Here is a 15,316-nt window from a genome sequence, read left to right as displayed (position 1 = left end):
GGCCATCACACCCTATCCTTCAACTTGAGGGAAGGCCTAATCACCATCGCCTTCAGCTCGTCGAGGAGCAGTTTAAACGCGTAGCTCATCTCGACCTTGCTTATCTTCTCCTCCTCGCCACAGACCGGACAGTAGACCTTACCGCGACGCTTGTCCTCAAGTGCTAGGTGTCCACAGCTCTCACAGACCCATACTTCCGTCTTGTCGCTCTCCTCAAGGAGACGCTCGATGAGCAACATCGCCGCGCCGTGGCCGATGAGGACGTCACGCTCCATCTCACCGAACCTGAGACCGCCCTCTCTCGCCCTTCCCTCGGTCGGCTGCTTGGTGAGAACCTGAACCGGACCCCTTGAACGCGCGTGCATCTTGTCCGCAACCATGTGGTGGAGCCTCTGGTAGTAGATGACGCCAACGAATATGTCCGCCTCGAGTCTCCTGCCGGTTATGCCGTCGTACATAACTTCTCTTCCGCTGTGCTTGAAGCCGAGCTCCTCAAGCTCCTTCCTGAGCCTCTCCTCGGGCTCACCGATGAAAGCGGTTCCGTCAACGCGCCTTCCCTTGAGCGAGGCGACCTTTCCGCCGATGGCCTCTATGAGCTGTCCGACGGTCATACGGCTCGGGATACCGTGCGGGTTGACTATGAGGTCCGGCACGATACCGCTCTCGGTCCAGGGCATGTCCTCCTGCGGGACGATTAAACCTATGACACCCTTCTGACCGTGCCTTGAAGCGAACTTGTCACCGAGTTCCGGAATGCGCAGGTCCCTGACGGTGACCTTGACGAGCTTGGTTCCGTCGCCGGTCTCGGTGACGATGACCTTGTCAACGATACCCCTCTCGCTCGGCCTGACCGTTACGCTCGTTTCTCTCCTTCCCTGAAGGGCCATTCCGCCGAGACCGCTCTGCTCCTCAAGGAACCTCGGCGGTGAGGTCCTTCCGACAAGGACGTCCTTGCCCTCAACTTTTGACTCCGGGAAGATGAGACCGTCCTCGTCGAGGTGGCGGTAGTATTTCTCGCCGAGGTAGCCCTGTATCGTCGGGTCGGGAACCTCAAAGGTGTCCTTCTGGCCTCCAAGGTAGCGCTTCTCCTCTGCCTCATAGGTTCTGAAGAAGGTCGAACGAGCGAGACCGCGCTCGATTGAGGCCTTGTTGATGATTACGGCATCCTCCATGTTGTAGCCGTGGTAGCTGAGCACCGCAACGACGAAGTTCTGGCCGGCTGGCCTCTCCTCGAAACCGACGGCCTTCATTATGCGCGAGTTGACGAGCGGAACCTGCGGGTAGTGCATAAGGTGACCGCGGGTGTCAACTCTAATCCTGAAGTTGGCCCAGCCGAGACCGAGGCTCTGCTTGGCCATACCCGCGCCGTAGGTATTACGCGGGGCCGCGTTGTGCTCCGGGTAGGGAACGAGCGAAGCGGGAATACCGAGTATCGCGGCCGGCATGAGCTCGAGGTGGGTGTGCTCTTCAGTTACCTCCCAGGGCCAGGTTGCGACGTAGGCGTTCTCTTCCTCCTCGGCGTCGAGGTATTCAATAACTCCCATCTTCACGAGGTCGCTCCAGGTGAGCTGGCCGTTCTTAACGGCCTCGATGTGCTCGCGGGTGAGCTTGGGCTTGCCGTTCTCAACTATGATGAGGGGTCTTCTAACCCTACCGTCGTCGCTGTTGACGTAGATTTCCTTGACCTCCTCGTCCTCGTAGATGGCCACGTTTATTACCTCGCTTATCTTACCGCTCCTCCTGTCGGCTCTAATCCTGTTGACCAGGCTCTTTCCGTCCTCGATGGTTCCGATGAGAACACCGTTGAGGTAGACACGGTAGAGTCCCGGAGCTGGCCTTCTCTCCTCAATCGGGACTATGCCGAGCTTCATAAGGTACTCGCGAACCTCCTCCTCGGGAACGCCGGTGGTTATCTGAGACATCAAAGCTAAGTTCTTGACGAGACCACAGTTCGGACCTTCGGGAGTCTCGGTCGGACAGATTCTTCCCCAGTGGGTTCCGTGCAAATCACGGGCCTCGAAGTGGGGCTGGTCCCTGCTGAGCGGTGAAGTCACGCGCCTGAGGTGCGAGAGGGTCGAGATGTAGTTGGTTCTGTCAAGGAGCTGGCTGACACCGGTTCTTCCACCGGGCCACGCACCGGTAGCGAGGGCGTGCTCAATCCTCTCGCTGAGAACGTCGGGCCTTATCGAGTTTCTCACAAACCTCTGAACGTTCTCGAAGGTGTAGCGCTCGCCCTTCCTCTGGTAGGTCTTGGTCATCTGATACTGCATGTCCTTGACGAGCTGGCCGAAGGCGATTCTGAAGAGGTCCTTAAGGAGGTCTCCGGCGAGCTTGAGCCTCTTGTTGGCGTAGTGGTCCTTGTCATCCTCACCGCGCAGGCCGAGGGAAAGCTCGAGAACCTTGAGGGCCATCATGCCGAGGTAGTAAGCCTTGGCCCTCCTCCTCTCGGGCTCGACGCCCATGTGCGGGAGGAGGTTGTTGTCTATGATGTGCTCGGCCCTCTTGAGCCTGTACTCCTTGGGCTGACCCGGAAGCGAGAGCCTTCCTATGAGGTCCAGAGCTTCTTCCTGGGTCCTAACGTCGCTGGCATCCTCAAGGTTGTCGAAGAGAATCTGCTGAATCCTCGGGTCGTCGCTGACAGCTTCAACTATCTCCTTATCGCTGAGGAGACCGAGGGCTCTCATCACGTAGACGAACTTGACCGGCTTGGGAACGTTCGGGATAGAAACGTAGAGGATTCCGTCTTTCTTCCTCTCGACGGTTATCAGAGCCCTGTAACCGTGCCTGTAGGAGAAGACCTTCGCTATAACGCGGTTCTGTCTCTCATCCCTCTCGACGAGGGTCTTGTTCGGGGCGAGGTCTTCGATAGAAACGATAACCCTCTCGGAACCGTTTATGATGAAGTATCCTCCCGGGTCCCTCGGGTCCTCGCCGAGCTTTATGAGTTCCTCATCGCTGAGACCGTAGAGACGGCAGGCCTTGGACTTGAGCATTATCGGTAGCTCACCGATGCGAACCTCCACAGGCTCCTGCTCGATGCCGTTGACGACGGGAATCATCTCAAGGTAGAGCGGAGCGGAATAGGTGAGGTTCCTTATTCTCGCGTCCATCGGGTAGAGCGGTCTTCTCTGTCCCTGGGCCTCCTGAAACTCGGGCTCGCCGAGCCTAATCCTTCCGAACTTGACCTCAAGGCCGGGGATGTCTGGCTTAACGCCACCGAACTCGTTGACAACCTGCTGAAGGCCGTGGTCGATGAAGGCGTTGTAAGAATCGAGGTGCTGTCTCACAAGACCCTTTTCCTTCCAGTAGGATTCCATAACGAGCCAGAGCTCGTCCGGAGTTAGAGTGGGCTCGTTAACCGTAACTCCTCTGCTCATAAACTCTCACCCCTAAAATCAGTCCTCCACGACGAGGCGGTAATAGTAGTAGTAACCCGCCGTGGGGCTCTTCCTCTTTATCTCGATGACATCGCCGGGCTTGGCTCCAAGGGCAACGACAGCAGGGTCAGAAGCCTTAATCTGCGGAAGCTGGGAAATCCTAATCCTGTACTTCTTGAGGAGCTCCTCCTTCTCCTCCTCGCTGAGGATTCTGTGCTCGGGAACCAGCACGTGAGTGAATATATCAAACTCCTTTTTCGCCGCCACCGAGAATTGCCCCCTTAACGTTTTTTATTAGAACGATATCACTACCCTCCACCTGCGGGTTCCGGTATATAAGCTTTTCGAGTGGTATCTCGGTGGAGAGGCTTTATATCGGTTGCGTAAAGTTTAAGAACCGTTTTTCAGCCCGTTTCGGTTCGTTGATGTATTGGATTGTTCATTTAGCGCGGGTGGGTTTGAAAAACCCTTTTAAACAATGACCCTGTTGGCGGGAGATAAAAAGAGAAGGCTCACTCCAGGGCGGAGAGAAGCTTCTCGAGGAACATCTTCTCCGGGTAAGCACCCTCGAACTGAACCTTGTCCTCGCCGTCGACCTGGATGACTATCTTCGGAACGGCCATGACGCTGTACTGGTCAGCCCACTCCGGGTACTCGATGGCCTCGACCATGTCGCCGAGTATCTTGCCCTTGCCGGCGTTGGTGTTCTCGATGGCGAACTTGTGGGCCATCCTGACCGCGAGCGGGCAGTATGGGCAGGTCGGGGTGACGAAGACGAGTATCCTGACGTCCCTGTCAATCTTGGCAAGCTCCTCCTTGCTCTCGGGCATGAGGTCGGTGGTCATGTTGCTGACGTCAACGATGTCCTCAAGGAAGGCACCGAACTCGTGGCCGGCAGGAAGGCCGAAGAACCTGACGCCGACGTCCTGGCCGTTTCTGGTTATGCTGACGGCAGGAGCGCGGTCAATCCTGTACTCCTCGGCCTTCTTCCTGCCCTCCTCGGTGTCGAAGTCTATGAACTCGTAGCTCAGCTTGTCGCTCAGCTCGGCAAGCTCCTGAACGAGTTGCTTGAGCTGGTCGCAGTACTGGCAGTGGTCCTTTCCGATGAAGACCATGAGCTTAACCGGCTCGGTGAGCTTGGAGAAGAACTCCTCCTTTATTACCTTCTTGTCGGCGTCGCTAATCAGTCCCATTCATCACACCTCCATCTAAAGGTTTATAATCCTCGCGAACCATTTTCTCCGGGTGAAAATCCCCTGGTTTGCAACCTTAAGTTTAATGTCCAATATATAAGCTTTACGTCACAGGTTTGGGTGGGTGTGGGCCATGAATGAACCCGACATTTTCTACATCCTCGGGAACAAGGTGAGGCGCGATTTGCTCAGCCACCTCACCTGCACCGAGTGCTACTTCAGTTTTCTGAGCAGTAAGGTTAGCGTCTCCTCAACGGCCGTAGCGAAGCACCTTAAAATAATGGAGCGCGAGGGGATACTCAAATCCTACGAGCGTGAGGGCCCCTTCATCGGCCCCGCGAGGAAGTACTACGACATAAACATCGCCAAAACCTACGTCGTCACGATAACCCCCAACATCTTCTGGTACCGCGGTCTTGACCTGAGCGAGGAGCCGAAGGTCTCGATAGAGCTCCCCGAGGAGCCCAAAAACCTCGACGAGATGATTCTAACCTTTAGAAACCTAAGCAAAAAGCTCGAAGAAATCCTCAAGGAGCTCCAGGCGATAGAGGGCCGGAGAGACAGGCTCATGGCGATGATTAAGGAGACCTACCTCAAGGAAATCGGCGACATGACCCAGCTGGCAATCCTCCACTACGTCCTCCTCAACGGCTCGGCCACGGTTGACGAACTCAGCGACAGGCTCAACCTCAAGGAGAGAGAGGTGCTCCAGAAGGCGAGCGAGCTGGACAGGTTCGTTCCGTTAAGAATAAAAGACAGGGTCATAACGATAGATGACGAAAGGTTGAAGGCAAAGCTCGGCGGTGAAGGCGATGCCGGAGAAGATTAAAATCCTCGTTAACGAAGACCGCTGTTACCTCTGCGGTGGCTGTGCTGGAGTCTGCCCGACTCTGGCGATAGAGGTGCACTCGAGTGGCTGGGAGTTTATTCAAGAGAAGTGCATAAGCTGTAAGATATGCGTCAACGCCTGTCCAGTCGGAGCGCTGAGCGCCGAGCCCCTGGAGGTGAGCAAATGAGCTGGAAGTATGACGTTGTAGTCGTTGGGGCAGGAATAGCAGGGCCCATAGTGGCGAGAAACGTCGCAAAGGCTGGCTACTCAGTCCTCATGATAGACAAAAAGTGGGCCATCGGAACTCCTAAGCAGTGCGCCGAGGGCATAAGCATAAAGGTCTTCGAGAAGTACGACATCCCCTACGACAAGCGCTTCATCAACCGCGAGATTTACGGGGCGAAACTCTACTCCCCGAGCGGTTACGAGCTCGAACTCCGCTACAAGGACGTTAGCGGTGTTATCCTCGAGAGGAAGGTCTTCGACAAGATGCTCGCCTACTACGCCGCTAAGGCCGGGGCAGACGTTCTCGCGAGGACTGAAGCCCTGGACGTCATAAGGAAGGACGGAAAGGTCGTTGGAATCAAGGCCAAGCACGAGGGCGAGCCGATTGAGATTTACGCCGACGTTATCGTCGCGGCTGATGGCGTCGAGAGCACGATAGCGAGGAAAGCGGGAATAAACACCTACGCCCCACCACACGAGTTCGATTCAAGCTACGAGTACGAGATGCTCATCGAGGGCTACGACCCCGACCTCATACACCTCTGGTTCGGCAACGAGATTGCACCAAGGGGTTACGTCTGGGTCTTCCCGAAGGACGAGGACAGGGCCAACGTTGGTATAGGAATCAACTCGGACAACCCACAGACGGCCAAGTACTACCTCGACAAGTGGCTGAAGGAGAACAATATTCCGGCTAAGAAGCTCCTTGAGGTGAACGTTGGAGTCGTTCCAGTTGGAGGCTTCGTCAAGGAGCTCGTTAAGGACAACGTCCTCGTCGTCGGCGACGCCGCGAGGCAGGTAAACCCGATGCACGGCGGTGGAATGGCGGAAGCGATGGAAGCGGGAACGATAGCGAGCAAGTGGATTGTCAAAGCCCTCGAAGAGGAGAACCTCTCGCTACTCCAGAACTACACTAAGGAGTGGTGGGAGACCGACGGAAAGAGGCTTGAGAAGGTCCTCAAGGTCAGGAAGGTCACGGAGAAACTCACCGATGAAGACCTCGACCTCTTCATACAGGTTCTCAGCGGGGCAGACGCGGAGAAGATAGCGGGCGGAGACTACGTGGAGGTCATAAAGGCCCTCCTCAAGCACCCGAAGGTTCTCCTCAGCCCGAGGAGGATAAAGCTCCTCAAAAGCCTTCTCTGAGCCTGAACCCCTTTCCCTTCTTCCTTGAGAATACCACTATCTCCCTTGCACTCCCGACGCTCAGACTTCCCCAGGGGGAGTGGAGACCTTTTGAGTTCTCGATGAGATAGTAGAGCTCAACATCTCCTGAAACCGTTTTTCTGAAGGCCGAAACGTCCGGCAGTTCCGTTATCTCCTCGCAGGTTCCGTTGGAGCACTCTAAAGGTTTCTCGTCGAGCCCCAACCCGAGCTCGAGGGCCAAAAGCCTCGCGGTCTCGTCCAGTGGGGCGGGATAAAGCGTGTAAAGTCTTCTAACTGCCTTCAACAGAACCGGAAAGCGCCTATCGCCCTCGCCTATCCCGTAGCCGATGTTCCTGAGCGGGTCCCTAACGGGTTTTCCGTGGAGGGCGTTCCTGAGCTGGACAACCCGGTTAGCCCAGACCATCGTCGGCTTCGGCTCCCCGAGGAGCGAGAAGCGCCTGTCGAGGGAAAAGCCCCTCTCCGGATTCACATCCCGGAGGGGAGAAAGCCACAGGCCGAGCTCCGGTTCGCTTATGAAGAGGTGACCGGCCTTAAGAACCTCCAACCCCTCAAGGAATAAACTGTAAGCGCTCTCGACGACGTCATCCAGTCCAATAGAGAAGGCGTAAAGGCTCGCGTCCGCCAGACCAAGGATGAAGGTCGACTGGACGTCGAGGAGGCTCGCCACCGTTACCTCGTTCAGCCTGACCTCGTCGCGGAGCCTTTCAAGGAACTCACGGGCGTTGGCCAACAGAACCTTTGCCGTTCTCTCCCACTCGTCCATGATAGGGATTCATCATAAGTAAAGATAAGGCTATCGCTTCCAGTCCTTGCAGTTCATGTCGAGGCAAATCTCGTACTCCCTGCCCTTCTCGCGAATCTTCACCACTGGAGCGCCGTTGCAACAGGTTTTGTTCGTCGGAATAACTTCCCCGCGCTGGAGTATCGGGTAGGTAACGTTGCACTTCGGCCAGTTGGAGCAACCGACAAAGCGCTTGCCGGTTTTCCTGTTGTATTTGAGAACCAAGTCACCACCGCACTTGGGGCACTTTCCGAGGACGAGCCTTTGTCTCTCAGGGGACCTGGTCTTCCCTTTCTCACCGCCGGATTTCATGGGAGTTCCGGAAGCCTCTGACCGGGATTTCGATTTCTCCACCCTGGCCGAGTCCTTTGAGGTTGTAACGCCCGTTCCCGTCGTCTCGAGGAGCATCTTTCCGATGTCCAGCTCCTTCTCCTTGAAGACCTTGAGGATTTTAATCAGCTGTTCCTTGCTCTCCTCGATTACCTCGTCCTTCTTTGCCTTTCCGGCCATTATCTCCTCCATCTTCTCCTCGAAGGCCCTCGTGAGTTCAACGCTGACTATGTCGGGGACGTTCTTCTCAAGGGCCTCCACGACGCGCATGCCGAGGGGTGTAACCTTTATCTTCTTCTTGCCCTCGATGTAGCCCCTCTGGTAGAGGGTTTCGAGGATTTGCGCGCGCGTCGCCTTCGTTCCGATGCCCAAATCTTCCATCTTCTTGATTACGGCCGCTGGAGAGTAGCGGGCGGGAGGTTTCGTTTTCTTCTTCTCGCGCTTAATCTGGATAACTTTAACGGGCTCGCCTTCCCTGAACTGGGGAAGGATTACCTCGTCGAACTTGACGTATTTCCCGTAGACCTTCAGCCAGCCCTCCTTGAGGGTTCTCGCACCGCTCAGGATGAAGCGGTGGCCGTTGGAGTTTATAATTACCTTGACACTTTCCCTGATGGCAGGTTCCATGAAGAGAGCCAAGAAGCGCCTCACGACGAGGTCGTAGATGTTCTTCTCGTCCTTGGTCAGCTCGCCGGGCTTTGGAAGCTCGCCGGTGGGGTAGATTGCCGGATGAGCTGGGTCTTCCTTCTTGCCCTCAACGGGCTTGAGGTTGCCCTTGCCCAGAAGCTCGTGGGCGAAGGGCTTGTACTCCGGCAACTTCGCGAGGTTCTGCAGTATCGAGCGGAAGTTGAGGTTCTTGGGGAGCTTTTGAGATGAGGTTCTCGGGTACGACTGTAAACCCTTCTCGTAGAGCTTCTGTGCAATCTCCAGGGTCTTCTTCGGGCTGTAGCCGAAGGCAGAATAAGCTTCTCTCTGGAGCGTTCCGAGGTCGAAGGGGACTGGAGGATTCCTCTTCTGTTGCTTCACTTCAACTTTCTCGACGAAGGCCGGCCCCTTCTTGGCCTCCTGGACGATTCTCTTCGCCTCCTCCTCGTCCCATATCTTGTCCTTCTCGTAGGTCGCCGTGTACTGCTTGTCCTCTTTCTCAAGAATCATCTTGATGACCCAGTACGGCTTCGGCTTGAAGTTCTGGATTTCCTTTTCCCTCTCCACAAGGAACTTGAGCGTCGGCCCCTGAACGCGACCAGTGGAGAGAACCATCCACTTCCCGCTGGCGTGCTTTATGGCAGAGGTTAAGGCCCTCGAGAGGTTCACGCCCCAGTACCAGTCGAGAACGTGACGTGCTATTCCCGCATCTGCCATTCCGAAGTTTATCGTCGGCTCGAGGTTGTACCAAGCTTTGAGAAGGTCCTTCTTCGTCAAGGCAGAGAACTTCATTCTTTTCGCCTTCGAAGGGTCAACGCCACAGGCGTATTTCAGAGCTGTATAACCGATAACCTCGCCCTCTGTGTCGTAGTCGCAGGCGACTATGAATTCATCCGCCTGCTTCGCGAGGGTCGCGAGGGCCTTGATGTAGTCCTTCGCGTAGCCCTTGCCCTTCTCGGCGACGTAAACGGGAACCCATTCTATGTCGAAGACCGGATAACCGTAGGTTTTGGTCTTCGGAGCGAGGGAGAAGAGATGGCCAACCGCCGGAGCAACTATCACCTTCTTGCCGTCGCGGGTGAACTCGTAATAACTTACCTTCCCTATCGTCTTCCTGACGGGCTTTCCCTCGGCCAGGGCGTAGGCTATCTTTCTCGCGACGTTGGGCTTCTCGGCTATGATGAGCGTGACCATAGGCCTCGTCTTCGATTGGCGACCCTCTATAAAAAACCTCCGACGAAGGGTTTATAACCCGCTAACTGAAGGGCCTTTGATGACGATGCTGAGCGTCGGAGGTGTCGGTGTTCTCTTCAGCGGGGAGCTCAACGACGGCTTCGTTGACGGCTTTAGAACGCTTTTCGCTCGGCGCTACCTGCCGGACGTTCTAAGGGCAGAGATAAAGCCCGACATTCTGATAGAGCGCTTCAAGGGCAAGTCCTTCAGGGTCTTCAGCTCGATGTACGACGTCAACGGAAAGGACCGTTACAAGCTCGAGTCCGCCGTTCCTTCCGCCTACAAGAACGAGGCGCCCGTTTTCTTCCTCCTTCAGGCAACGGCAAGGGCCGGCGCGCGGAAGGGCAGGATTTTCATAACCGATTCGGTGAGCGTCGTCAACCCAGAGGGAAGGGCGGTTCTTTTCGTCGGCTACCCACACACGGGCAAGAGCACTATGTCAGCCATAGCCGTCTCCGAGGGGTTGGACGTCCTCAGCACCGAAAACACGGTCGTTGACGTCCGCGAGGGGAAGCTCTACGTCATCGGAGGAACCGAGGTCCTCGTCTACGACCCGAGGATTGAGGACGTCTACGGCGTCTCGATAGACTACGACGAGACCACGAGGAGCGGTTACAGGATAGTTGACCTGGAGAGCACCGAGCGGAGGAGGCTCCTCAAGAAGGGCGTCGAGGTCGAAAAGATTATAGTCCTCCACGCGTCCTTTGGTGGAGGCGAGGCCAGCTTCTCTCCAGTCCGGGGGCGGAAGATTAAGAAGACCCTCTGGTACTTCTCGACGTCACTCCTCAAGGGGATGGACTACTACGAGCCGGCACCGCTCTACATGCCGATGGGCGAGGAGATAAACTACAACCTCAACAAACTGCTCGATTCCGCCGTTGAGAGCTATTCCGGAAAGATGTTCGAGGCCTTCGGAAACCACAGGGACGTTTTTAAGAGGACGGTTCTCTTCACGTGAGGTGGTGGCGATGATTAAGGTCAGGGTCCTCGGAAGGGGAATAGAGAAGGAAGTCGAGTGGAGGAAGGGCATGAAGGTGGCAGATATCCTCAGGGAGGTCGGATTCAACACAGAGAGCGCGATAGCGAGGATTAACGGAAGGGTTGTCCTCGAGGACGAAAAAGTTGAAGACGGCGTTACCGTGGAGGTAATTCCGGTCGTTTCAGGGGGATAAAAGGGGCATCAAGCCCCGAGCCTCTTTCTCATGAACTCTTCGAACTTCTCCATGGCCTCCTCGAGTATCTCGACCGGCGGGAGGAAGACGATTCTGAAGTGCCAGTCGCCGGCCTTTCCGAAGCCAGAGCCGTGGACGAAGAGGACGTGCGCCTCGTGGAGGGCATCGAGCACGAACTCCTTGTCGTTCTTCCACTTCGAGCGCTCCTTAATCCTCGGGAAGATGTAGAACGCTCCCTGCGGTTTGACCGCGCTGACACCGGGAATCTCGTTGATGCGCTTGTAGATGTAGTCCCTCCTCTCGCGGAGCTTCTTCATGTACTCCTCAAGGTAGTCCATCGGGCCAGTTAAACCCGCTATCGCCGCGAACTGGGCCGGCGTGTTCGGGCATATCCTTATGCGCATGAGCTTGTCAATCGCTTCTCTCACTTCTTCGAGCTTGCCCTCGGGGTCAACGTAGTAGAAGTAGCCCAGACGCCAGCCGGTGGCGAAGTAGACCTTCGAGAGGCCGTTCATCACTATAACCGGGACGTCCTTCGTGAGCGAGCCCGGCGAGACGTGCTTGCCCTCGTAGGTCATCAAATCATAAATCTCGTCGCTTATAACCGGCAGGTCGTACTCGCCGGCCAAGTCGAGTATCGCCTTGACGGTCTTCTTCTCGTAGAGCGCTCCCGTCGGGTTGTTGGGGTTGATGACGGCTATTGCCTTCGTTCTCTCGTCTATCAGCTTCCTCATGTCGTTGATGTCCGGTTGCCAGCCGTTTTCCTCGACGGTCAGGTACTCCCTCGGCTCGGCGCCATAGAACTTGACGAGGCCAACGTAGGGAGGATAACTTGGACTCGGAACGAGTATGTTGTCGCCGGGGTTGAGGAGCGAGCCGAATATAAGCTGGAGCGCCTCGGTTACAGCCGTTGTGACGCGGACGTCTTCCGGCATTATGTCCACGCCGTTCTTCCACTTCTCCCTCTTAACGACGGCCTCCCTCATCTCGGGTAAACCCTCGCTCGGCCCGTAGTAGTTGTGGCCCTCCTTTATGGCGCGACAATAAGCCTCTTGCATGTGCTTCGGGGGCTGGAAGTCGTACTTGCCAGGGTCACCGATGTTGAGCCGTATGACCTTTATCCCCTTCTTCTCAAGCTCCCTCGCAGGGAGAACAACGTCTCTAATCGCGTACTCAACGCCCATTGCACGCTCTGATGCCCTAATCATAACGACCACCACCCGAAGGTTGAGACGTTCATCATAAAAACCTTGAGTCTTAAAGTTTCGCCGAAAACGGCCGTAAAGCGATGGATTTTCGGGAAACGTTTAAAACCCCCCGCTCAAAGCCTTCCCGGGCGATGAAGAATAGCAAGCAAACTGAGGGCTCACAGATGATGACGTGAACACCCTCCGAGCCCATTCGATACTTTTATTAACCTTCAGAGCAAAATCTAAGGCATGAACGTTTTCATCCCGCTCATCCTCGGCCTTCTGCTGGGCTACCTCCTGAAAAGGGCCGGAAAAAAGCCGAACCTTGAAACTCCCACGAGCATTGCGCTACTCGCGATGATTTTCTTCCTTGGGGTCAAGACCGGGGAGGTTCAGGTAAACGGCCTCTGGCTCCTCGGCGTTTCAGCTCTCTTCGCGGTTCTGACGATAGCCGGTAGCCTTCTCCTCGCGGAGGTGGTCAGGTGAGGTTCCTCTACCTCGTCCTGGCATCTCTCACCATCGGAACGCTCGTGGGGCACTTCCTCAGCCCGGACTTCGGGAACGCCTACGAGCTGATGCTCTACATCCTCATATTCCTTATCGGAATGGACCTCGGGCTGAACTTCAACGCCAAGGAGCTCAGGAAGGTCGGAGGAAAGGCCCTCGTCCTGCCGTTTTTAACGCTGACTGGCTCAATCCTTGGCGGACTGCTGGCGTCGCTGATTCTCGGGATAGAGCCGAGGTGGGGCCTCGCCATCGGAGCCGGCTGTGGATGGTACTCACTGACGGGCCCGCTTATAGCGCAGTACTCCGCGGTTTACGGCGCGGTTGGCTTCCTCGGGAACCTGATGAGGGAAATCCTAACCATTCTGTTCTACCCCATCGCAATCGGGAGAATAGACCCGGAAAGGGCGGTGGTGATGGGAGGGGCGACGACGATGGACACGACCCTGCCGATAATAACAAAATTTGGAGGAAGGGAGGTGGCACTCGTTGCCTTCGTCCACGGGTTCATTCTAACGGCAATCGTCCCCTTCCTGGTTCCGCTGATACTCAGTCTTTAGAGTACTTCTCGACGAGGCCCTTGACGAGGCTCTCGTGCTGTTCCTCGTTCCTCTTGAGTTCCTTCACAAGCTCCCGCACAACCGGGTGGAAGGCCCTCCTTGAGAGCTCATCGTAGAGCTTTCTCATCTCGTCCTCTTCCTCGGCGTACCTCTTCAGAATCTCAATGAGCTTCTCATCGGTGCCGGGGAGAACAACCTCGGTCGGGAAGTCCTTAAGGTACTCCTCTATTATCTCCTCAGGCGGAATCCTGGCACCAATCGGGCCGAAACCGAGGGGCATGACCATCGTTGGAACGCCCGGAATTAGGGCAAAGTCATCGTTGGGCTTCTCGACGGCGTACTCCTCGACGAGCTCAACGGCCTCGTCGTAAGCCTTCTCCAGGGCCTCCATGAGGTGCTTGTGGAAGGCGGTGTCTATGGCGAGCCTCAGAATAAGCCCCCTCAAATCGGCGTACTCGGGCTTGTCAAGCTTTTTGAGAAGCTTCTTGTAGTCCTTCTCCGCTTTTTCCTCAACCTTCTTTGCTTCTCTGACGATGTCTATCATTCTCTTCATTTCCATCACCGAGCATTTTTAGTAACCTTTAGTATTTAAAAGTTTCGGAACCGGGAAAAAGCTTTTTAAACATCTCCTCAAACGGGAAACCCGAGCTAATCATCGGCTCATGGCTCGGGGGTATCCGCGAAGGAACCCACCGGGCTCCCCGTGGAGGTGAGTGAGATGAAGTACCCGAAGAAGATAAGGACCTACTGCCCGTACTGTAAGAAGCACACCATCCACAAGGTAGAGAAAGTTAAGAAGAGGCCGAGGAGCGAGCTCAGCCAGGGTCAGAGGCGCTTCCGCAGAATCCTCAAGGGTTACCGCGGTTTCCCGAGGCCGAACCCGGCCGGAAGGGAGAAGCCGGTCAAGAAGCTCGACCTCCGCTTTAGGTGCACCGTCTGCGGTAAGGCCCACACCAGAGGAAAGGGCTTCCGCGTTAAGAAGTTCGAGCTCGTGGAGGTGTGAACATGGCGCTCCCGAAGAACCTCATCCCGATGCCGAGGAGCAGGTTCCTCCGCGTCAAGTGCATTGACTGTGGCAACGAGCAGATAGTCTTCAGCCACCCGGCGACGAAGGTTCGCTGTCTCGTCTGCGGTGCAACCCTCGTCGAGCCGACCGGCGGTAAGGGCGTCATCAAGGCCAAGATACTCGAGGTTCTCGAGTGATTTCCTCCCTTTTTCCTTCCCGCCAAACTTTTAAAAACCTCTTCTCGTAAACCTTCCGGAGAGAAAAATTTAGAGGTGGTTAGAATGCCGAGGAAAGCCAAGGAGTTTCCCGAGGAGGGAGAATTCGTCGTCGCTACCGTCAAGAACATTCACCCGTACGGAGCGTTCCTCACCCTTGACGAGTATCCCGGAAAGGAAGGCTTCATGCACATAAGCGAGGTTGCTCCAACCTGGGTCAAGAACATCAGGGACTACGTGAAGGAGGGCCAGAAGGTAGTCGTCAAGGTCATCCGCGTTGACCCCGAGAAAGGGCACATAGACCTGAGCCTCAAGCGCGTTAACCAACAGCAGAGGAAGGCCAAGCTCCAGGAGTACAAGCGCGCCCAGAAGGCTGAGAACCTTCTCAAGATGGCCGCCGAAAAGATAGGCAAGGACTTCGAGACGGCCTGGCGCGAGGTCTGGGTTCCGCTCGAGGAGGAGTACGGAGAGGTTTACGCCGCCTTCGAGGACGCCGCCCAGAACGGGATGGACGTCCTCAAGGGGCTCATAAGCGACGAGTGGATTGAAGCGCTCAGGCCAATCATCGAGGCATACGTCGAGATTCCGACCGTTACCATCGATGCGGAGTTCGAGATAACCGTTCCGAAGCCCAACGGAATCGAGATAATCAAGGAGGCCCTGATTAGGGCGCGCGATAGGGCCAACGAGGAGAAGGACATAGACGTCAAGTTCACCTACCAGGGCGCTCCGAGGTACAGGATTGACATAACCGCCCCGGACTACTACAAGGCGGAGGAGGTTCTCGAGAGCATAGCCGAGGAAATCCTCCGCGTCATAAAGGAAGCGGGCGGAGAGGCAACCCTCATCAGGAAGGAGAAGCGCATAAGGAAGATTAAGAGGAGGTAAC

17 protein-coding genes are annotated in these 15,316 nt (G+C 56.0%); 10 read left to right on the top strand and 7 right to left on the bottom strand.

What is annotated here, in order from left to right; translation table 11 throughout:
- Positions 1–5 precede the first annotated feature (5 nt).
- The 3 genes from E3E28_RS07600 to E3E28_RS07590 all read right to left on the bottom strand — a co-directional run bounded on the left by E3E28_RS07600 (position 6) and on the right by E3E28_RS07590 (position 4,570).
- Positions 6–3,377, bottom strand: coding sequence for a DNA-directed RNA polymerase subunit B (locus tag E3E28_RS07600; protein ID WP_167914619.1), 3,372 nt, complete (start codon positions 3,375–3,377; stop codon positions 6–8).
- Positions 3,378–3,395: 18 nt separating this feature from the next.
- Positions 3,396–3,644: a DNA-directed RNA polymerase subunit H gene (locus tag E3E28_RS07595; protein WP_042688985.1), complete on the bottom strand. Its 249-nt coding sequence runs from the start codon at positions 3,642–3,644 to the stop codon at positions 3,396–3,398.
- Positions 3,645–3,889: 245 nt separating this feature from the next.
- Positions 3,890–4,570, bottom strand: a complete 681-nt coding sequence (locus E3E28_RS07590; protein ID WP_167914618.1) for a thioredoxin family protein — start codon at positions 4,568–4,570, stop codon at positions 3,890–3,892.
- A gap of 133 nt (positions 4,571–4,703) precedes the next feature.
- On the opposite strand from E3E28_RS07590, the gene E3E28_RS07585 reads away from it, so the two are divergent.
- From E3E28_RS07585 to E3E28_RS07575, 3 genes are read left to right on the top strand one after another with little or no spacing between them, the layout of a single operon-like run.
- Entirely contained in the window at positions 4,704–5,399 is a 696-nt protein-coding gene (locus E3E28_RS07585; RefSeq protein WP_167914617.1) for a transcriptional regulator, read from the top strand.
- Positions 5,383–5,586, top strand: a complete 204-nt coding sequence (locus E3E28_RS07580; RefSeq protein ID WP_167914616.1) for a DUF362 domain-containing protein — start codon at positions 5,383–5,385, stop codon at positions 5,584–5,586. Before E3E28_RS07585 ends, E3E28_RS07580 begins: the two co-directional genes overlap by 17 nt.
- Positions 5,583–6,770 (top strand): NAD(P)/FAD-dependent oxidoreductase, encoded by a 1,188-nt coding sequence (locus E3E28_RS07575; protein ID WP_167914615.1) that lies wholly within the window; start codon positions 5,583–5,585, stop codon positions 6,768–6,770. Before E3E28_RS07580 ends, E3E28_RS07575 begins: the two co-directional genes overlap by 4 nt.
- On the opposite strand, the gene E3E28_RS07570 is transcribed toward E3E28_RS07575, so the two are convergent.
- A complete protein-coding gene (locus tag E3E28_RS07570; protein ID WP_167914614.1) occupies positions 6,754–7,554 on the bottom strand; it encodes a hypothetical protein in 801 nt (266 codons plus the stop codon). The genes E3E28_RS07575 and E3E28_RS07570 overlap by 17 nt on opposite strands.
- A 30-nt stretch (positions 7,555–7,584) precedes the next feature.
- On the bottom strand, positions 7,585–9,741 hold the full coding sequence (gene topA, locus E3E28_RS07565; RefSeq protein WP_167914613.1) for a DNA topoisomerase I: 2,157 nt from the start codon (positions 9,739–9,741) through the stop codon (positions 7,585–7,587).
- Positions 9,742–9,826: 85 nt separating this feature from the next.
- Between topA and E3E28_RS07560 the strand changes: the two genes are divergently transcribed.
- Positions 9,827–10,738, top strand: coding sequence for a hypothetical protein (locus E3E28_RS07560; protein ID WP_167915318.1), 912 nt, complete (start codon positions 9,827–9,829; stop codon positions 10,736–10,738).
- A gap of 10 nt (positions 10,739–10,748) precedes the next feature.
- A complete protein-coding gene (locus E3E28_RS07555; protein WP_167915317.1) occupies positions 10,749–10,952 on the top strand; it encodes a MoaD/ThiS family protein in 204 nt (67 codons plus the stop codon).
- Positions 10,953–10,960: 8 nt separating this feature from the next.
- On the opposite strand, the gene E3E28_RS07550 is transcribed toward E3E28_RS07555, so the two are convergent.
- Entirely contained in the window at positions 10,961–12,160 is a 1,200-nt protein-coding gene (locus E3E28_RS07550; RefSeq protein ID WP_167915316.1) for a pyridoxal phosphate-dependent aminotransferase, read from the bottom strand.
- A 231-nt stretch (positions 12,161–12,391) separates the two neighbouring features.
- Here E3E28_RS07550 and E3E28_RS07545 point away from each other — a divergent pair, with 231 nt between their 5' ends.
- Together E3E28_RS07545 and E3E28_RS07540 are read left to right on the top strand one after the other, a co-directional pair.
- Complete coding sequence (locus tag E3E28_RS07545; RefSeq protein ID WP_167914612.1) at positions 12,392–12,628, top strand: hypothetical protein; 237 nt, start codon at positions 12,392–12,394, stop codon at positions 12,626–12,628.
- Positions 12,625–13,206, top strand: coding sequence for a lysine exporter LysO family protein (locus E3E28_RS07540; RefSeq protein ID WP_167914611.1), 582 nt, complete (start codon positions 12,625–12,627; stop codon positions 13,204–13,206). Before E3E28_RS07545 ends, E3E28_RS07540 begins: the two co-directional genes overlap by 4 nt.
- Here E3E28_RS07540 and E3E28_RS07535 read toward each other — a convergent pair.
- Positions 13,196–13,765, bottom strand: coding sequence for a ferritin family protein (locus E3E28_RS07535; protein WP_240921733.1), 570 nt, complete (start codon positions 13,763–13,765; stop codon positions 13,196–13,198). The two genes, E3E28_RS07540 and E3E28_RS07535, sit on opposite strands and share 11 nt — an antisense overlap.
- Positions 13,766–13,924: 159 nt before the next feature.
- On the opposite strand from E3E28_RS07535, the gene E3E28_RS07530 reads away from it, so the two are divergent.
- The 3 genes from E3E28_RS07530 to E3E28_RS07520 all read left to right on the top strand — a co-directional run bounded on the left by E3E28_RS07530 (position 13,925) and on the right by E3E28_RS07520 (position 15,315).
- A complete protein-coding gene (locus E3E28_RS07530) occupies positions 13,925–14,209 on the top strand; it encodes a 50S ribosomal protein L44e (RefSeq protein ID WP_014122025.1) in 285 nt (94 codons plus the stop codon).
- 2 nt (positions 14,210–14,211) lie between these two features.
- Positions 14,212–14,409, top strand: a complete 198-nt coding sequence (locus E3E28_RS07525) for a 30S ribosomal protein S27e (RefSeq protein WP_015859102.1) — start codon at positions 14,212–14,214, stop codon at positions 14,407–14,409.
- Positions 14,410–14,493: 84 nt separating this feature from the next.
- Complete coding sequence (locus E3E28_RS07520; RefSeq protein ID WP_167914610.1) at positions 14,494–15,315, top strand: translation initiation factor IF-2 subunit alpha; 822 nt, start codon at positions 14,494–14,496, stop codon at positions 15,313–15,315.
- Position 15,316: the final 1 nt, after the last annotated feature.

It is taken from the genome of Thermococcus sp. 21S9 (assembly GCF_012027635.1).
Classification (GTDB): Archaea; Methanobacteriota_B; Thermococci; order Thermococcales; family Thermococcaceae; genus Thermococcus.
Note: the sequence above shows the minus strand (reverse complement) of the source record. Positions and strands in the feature narration are given on the sequence as shown.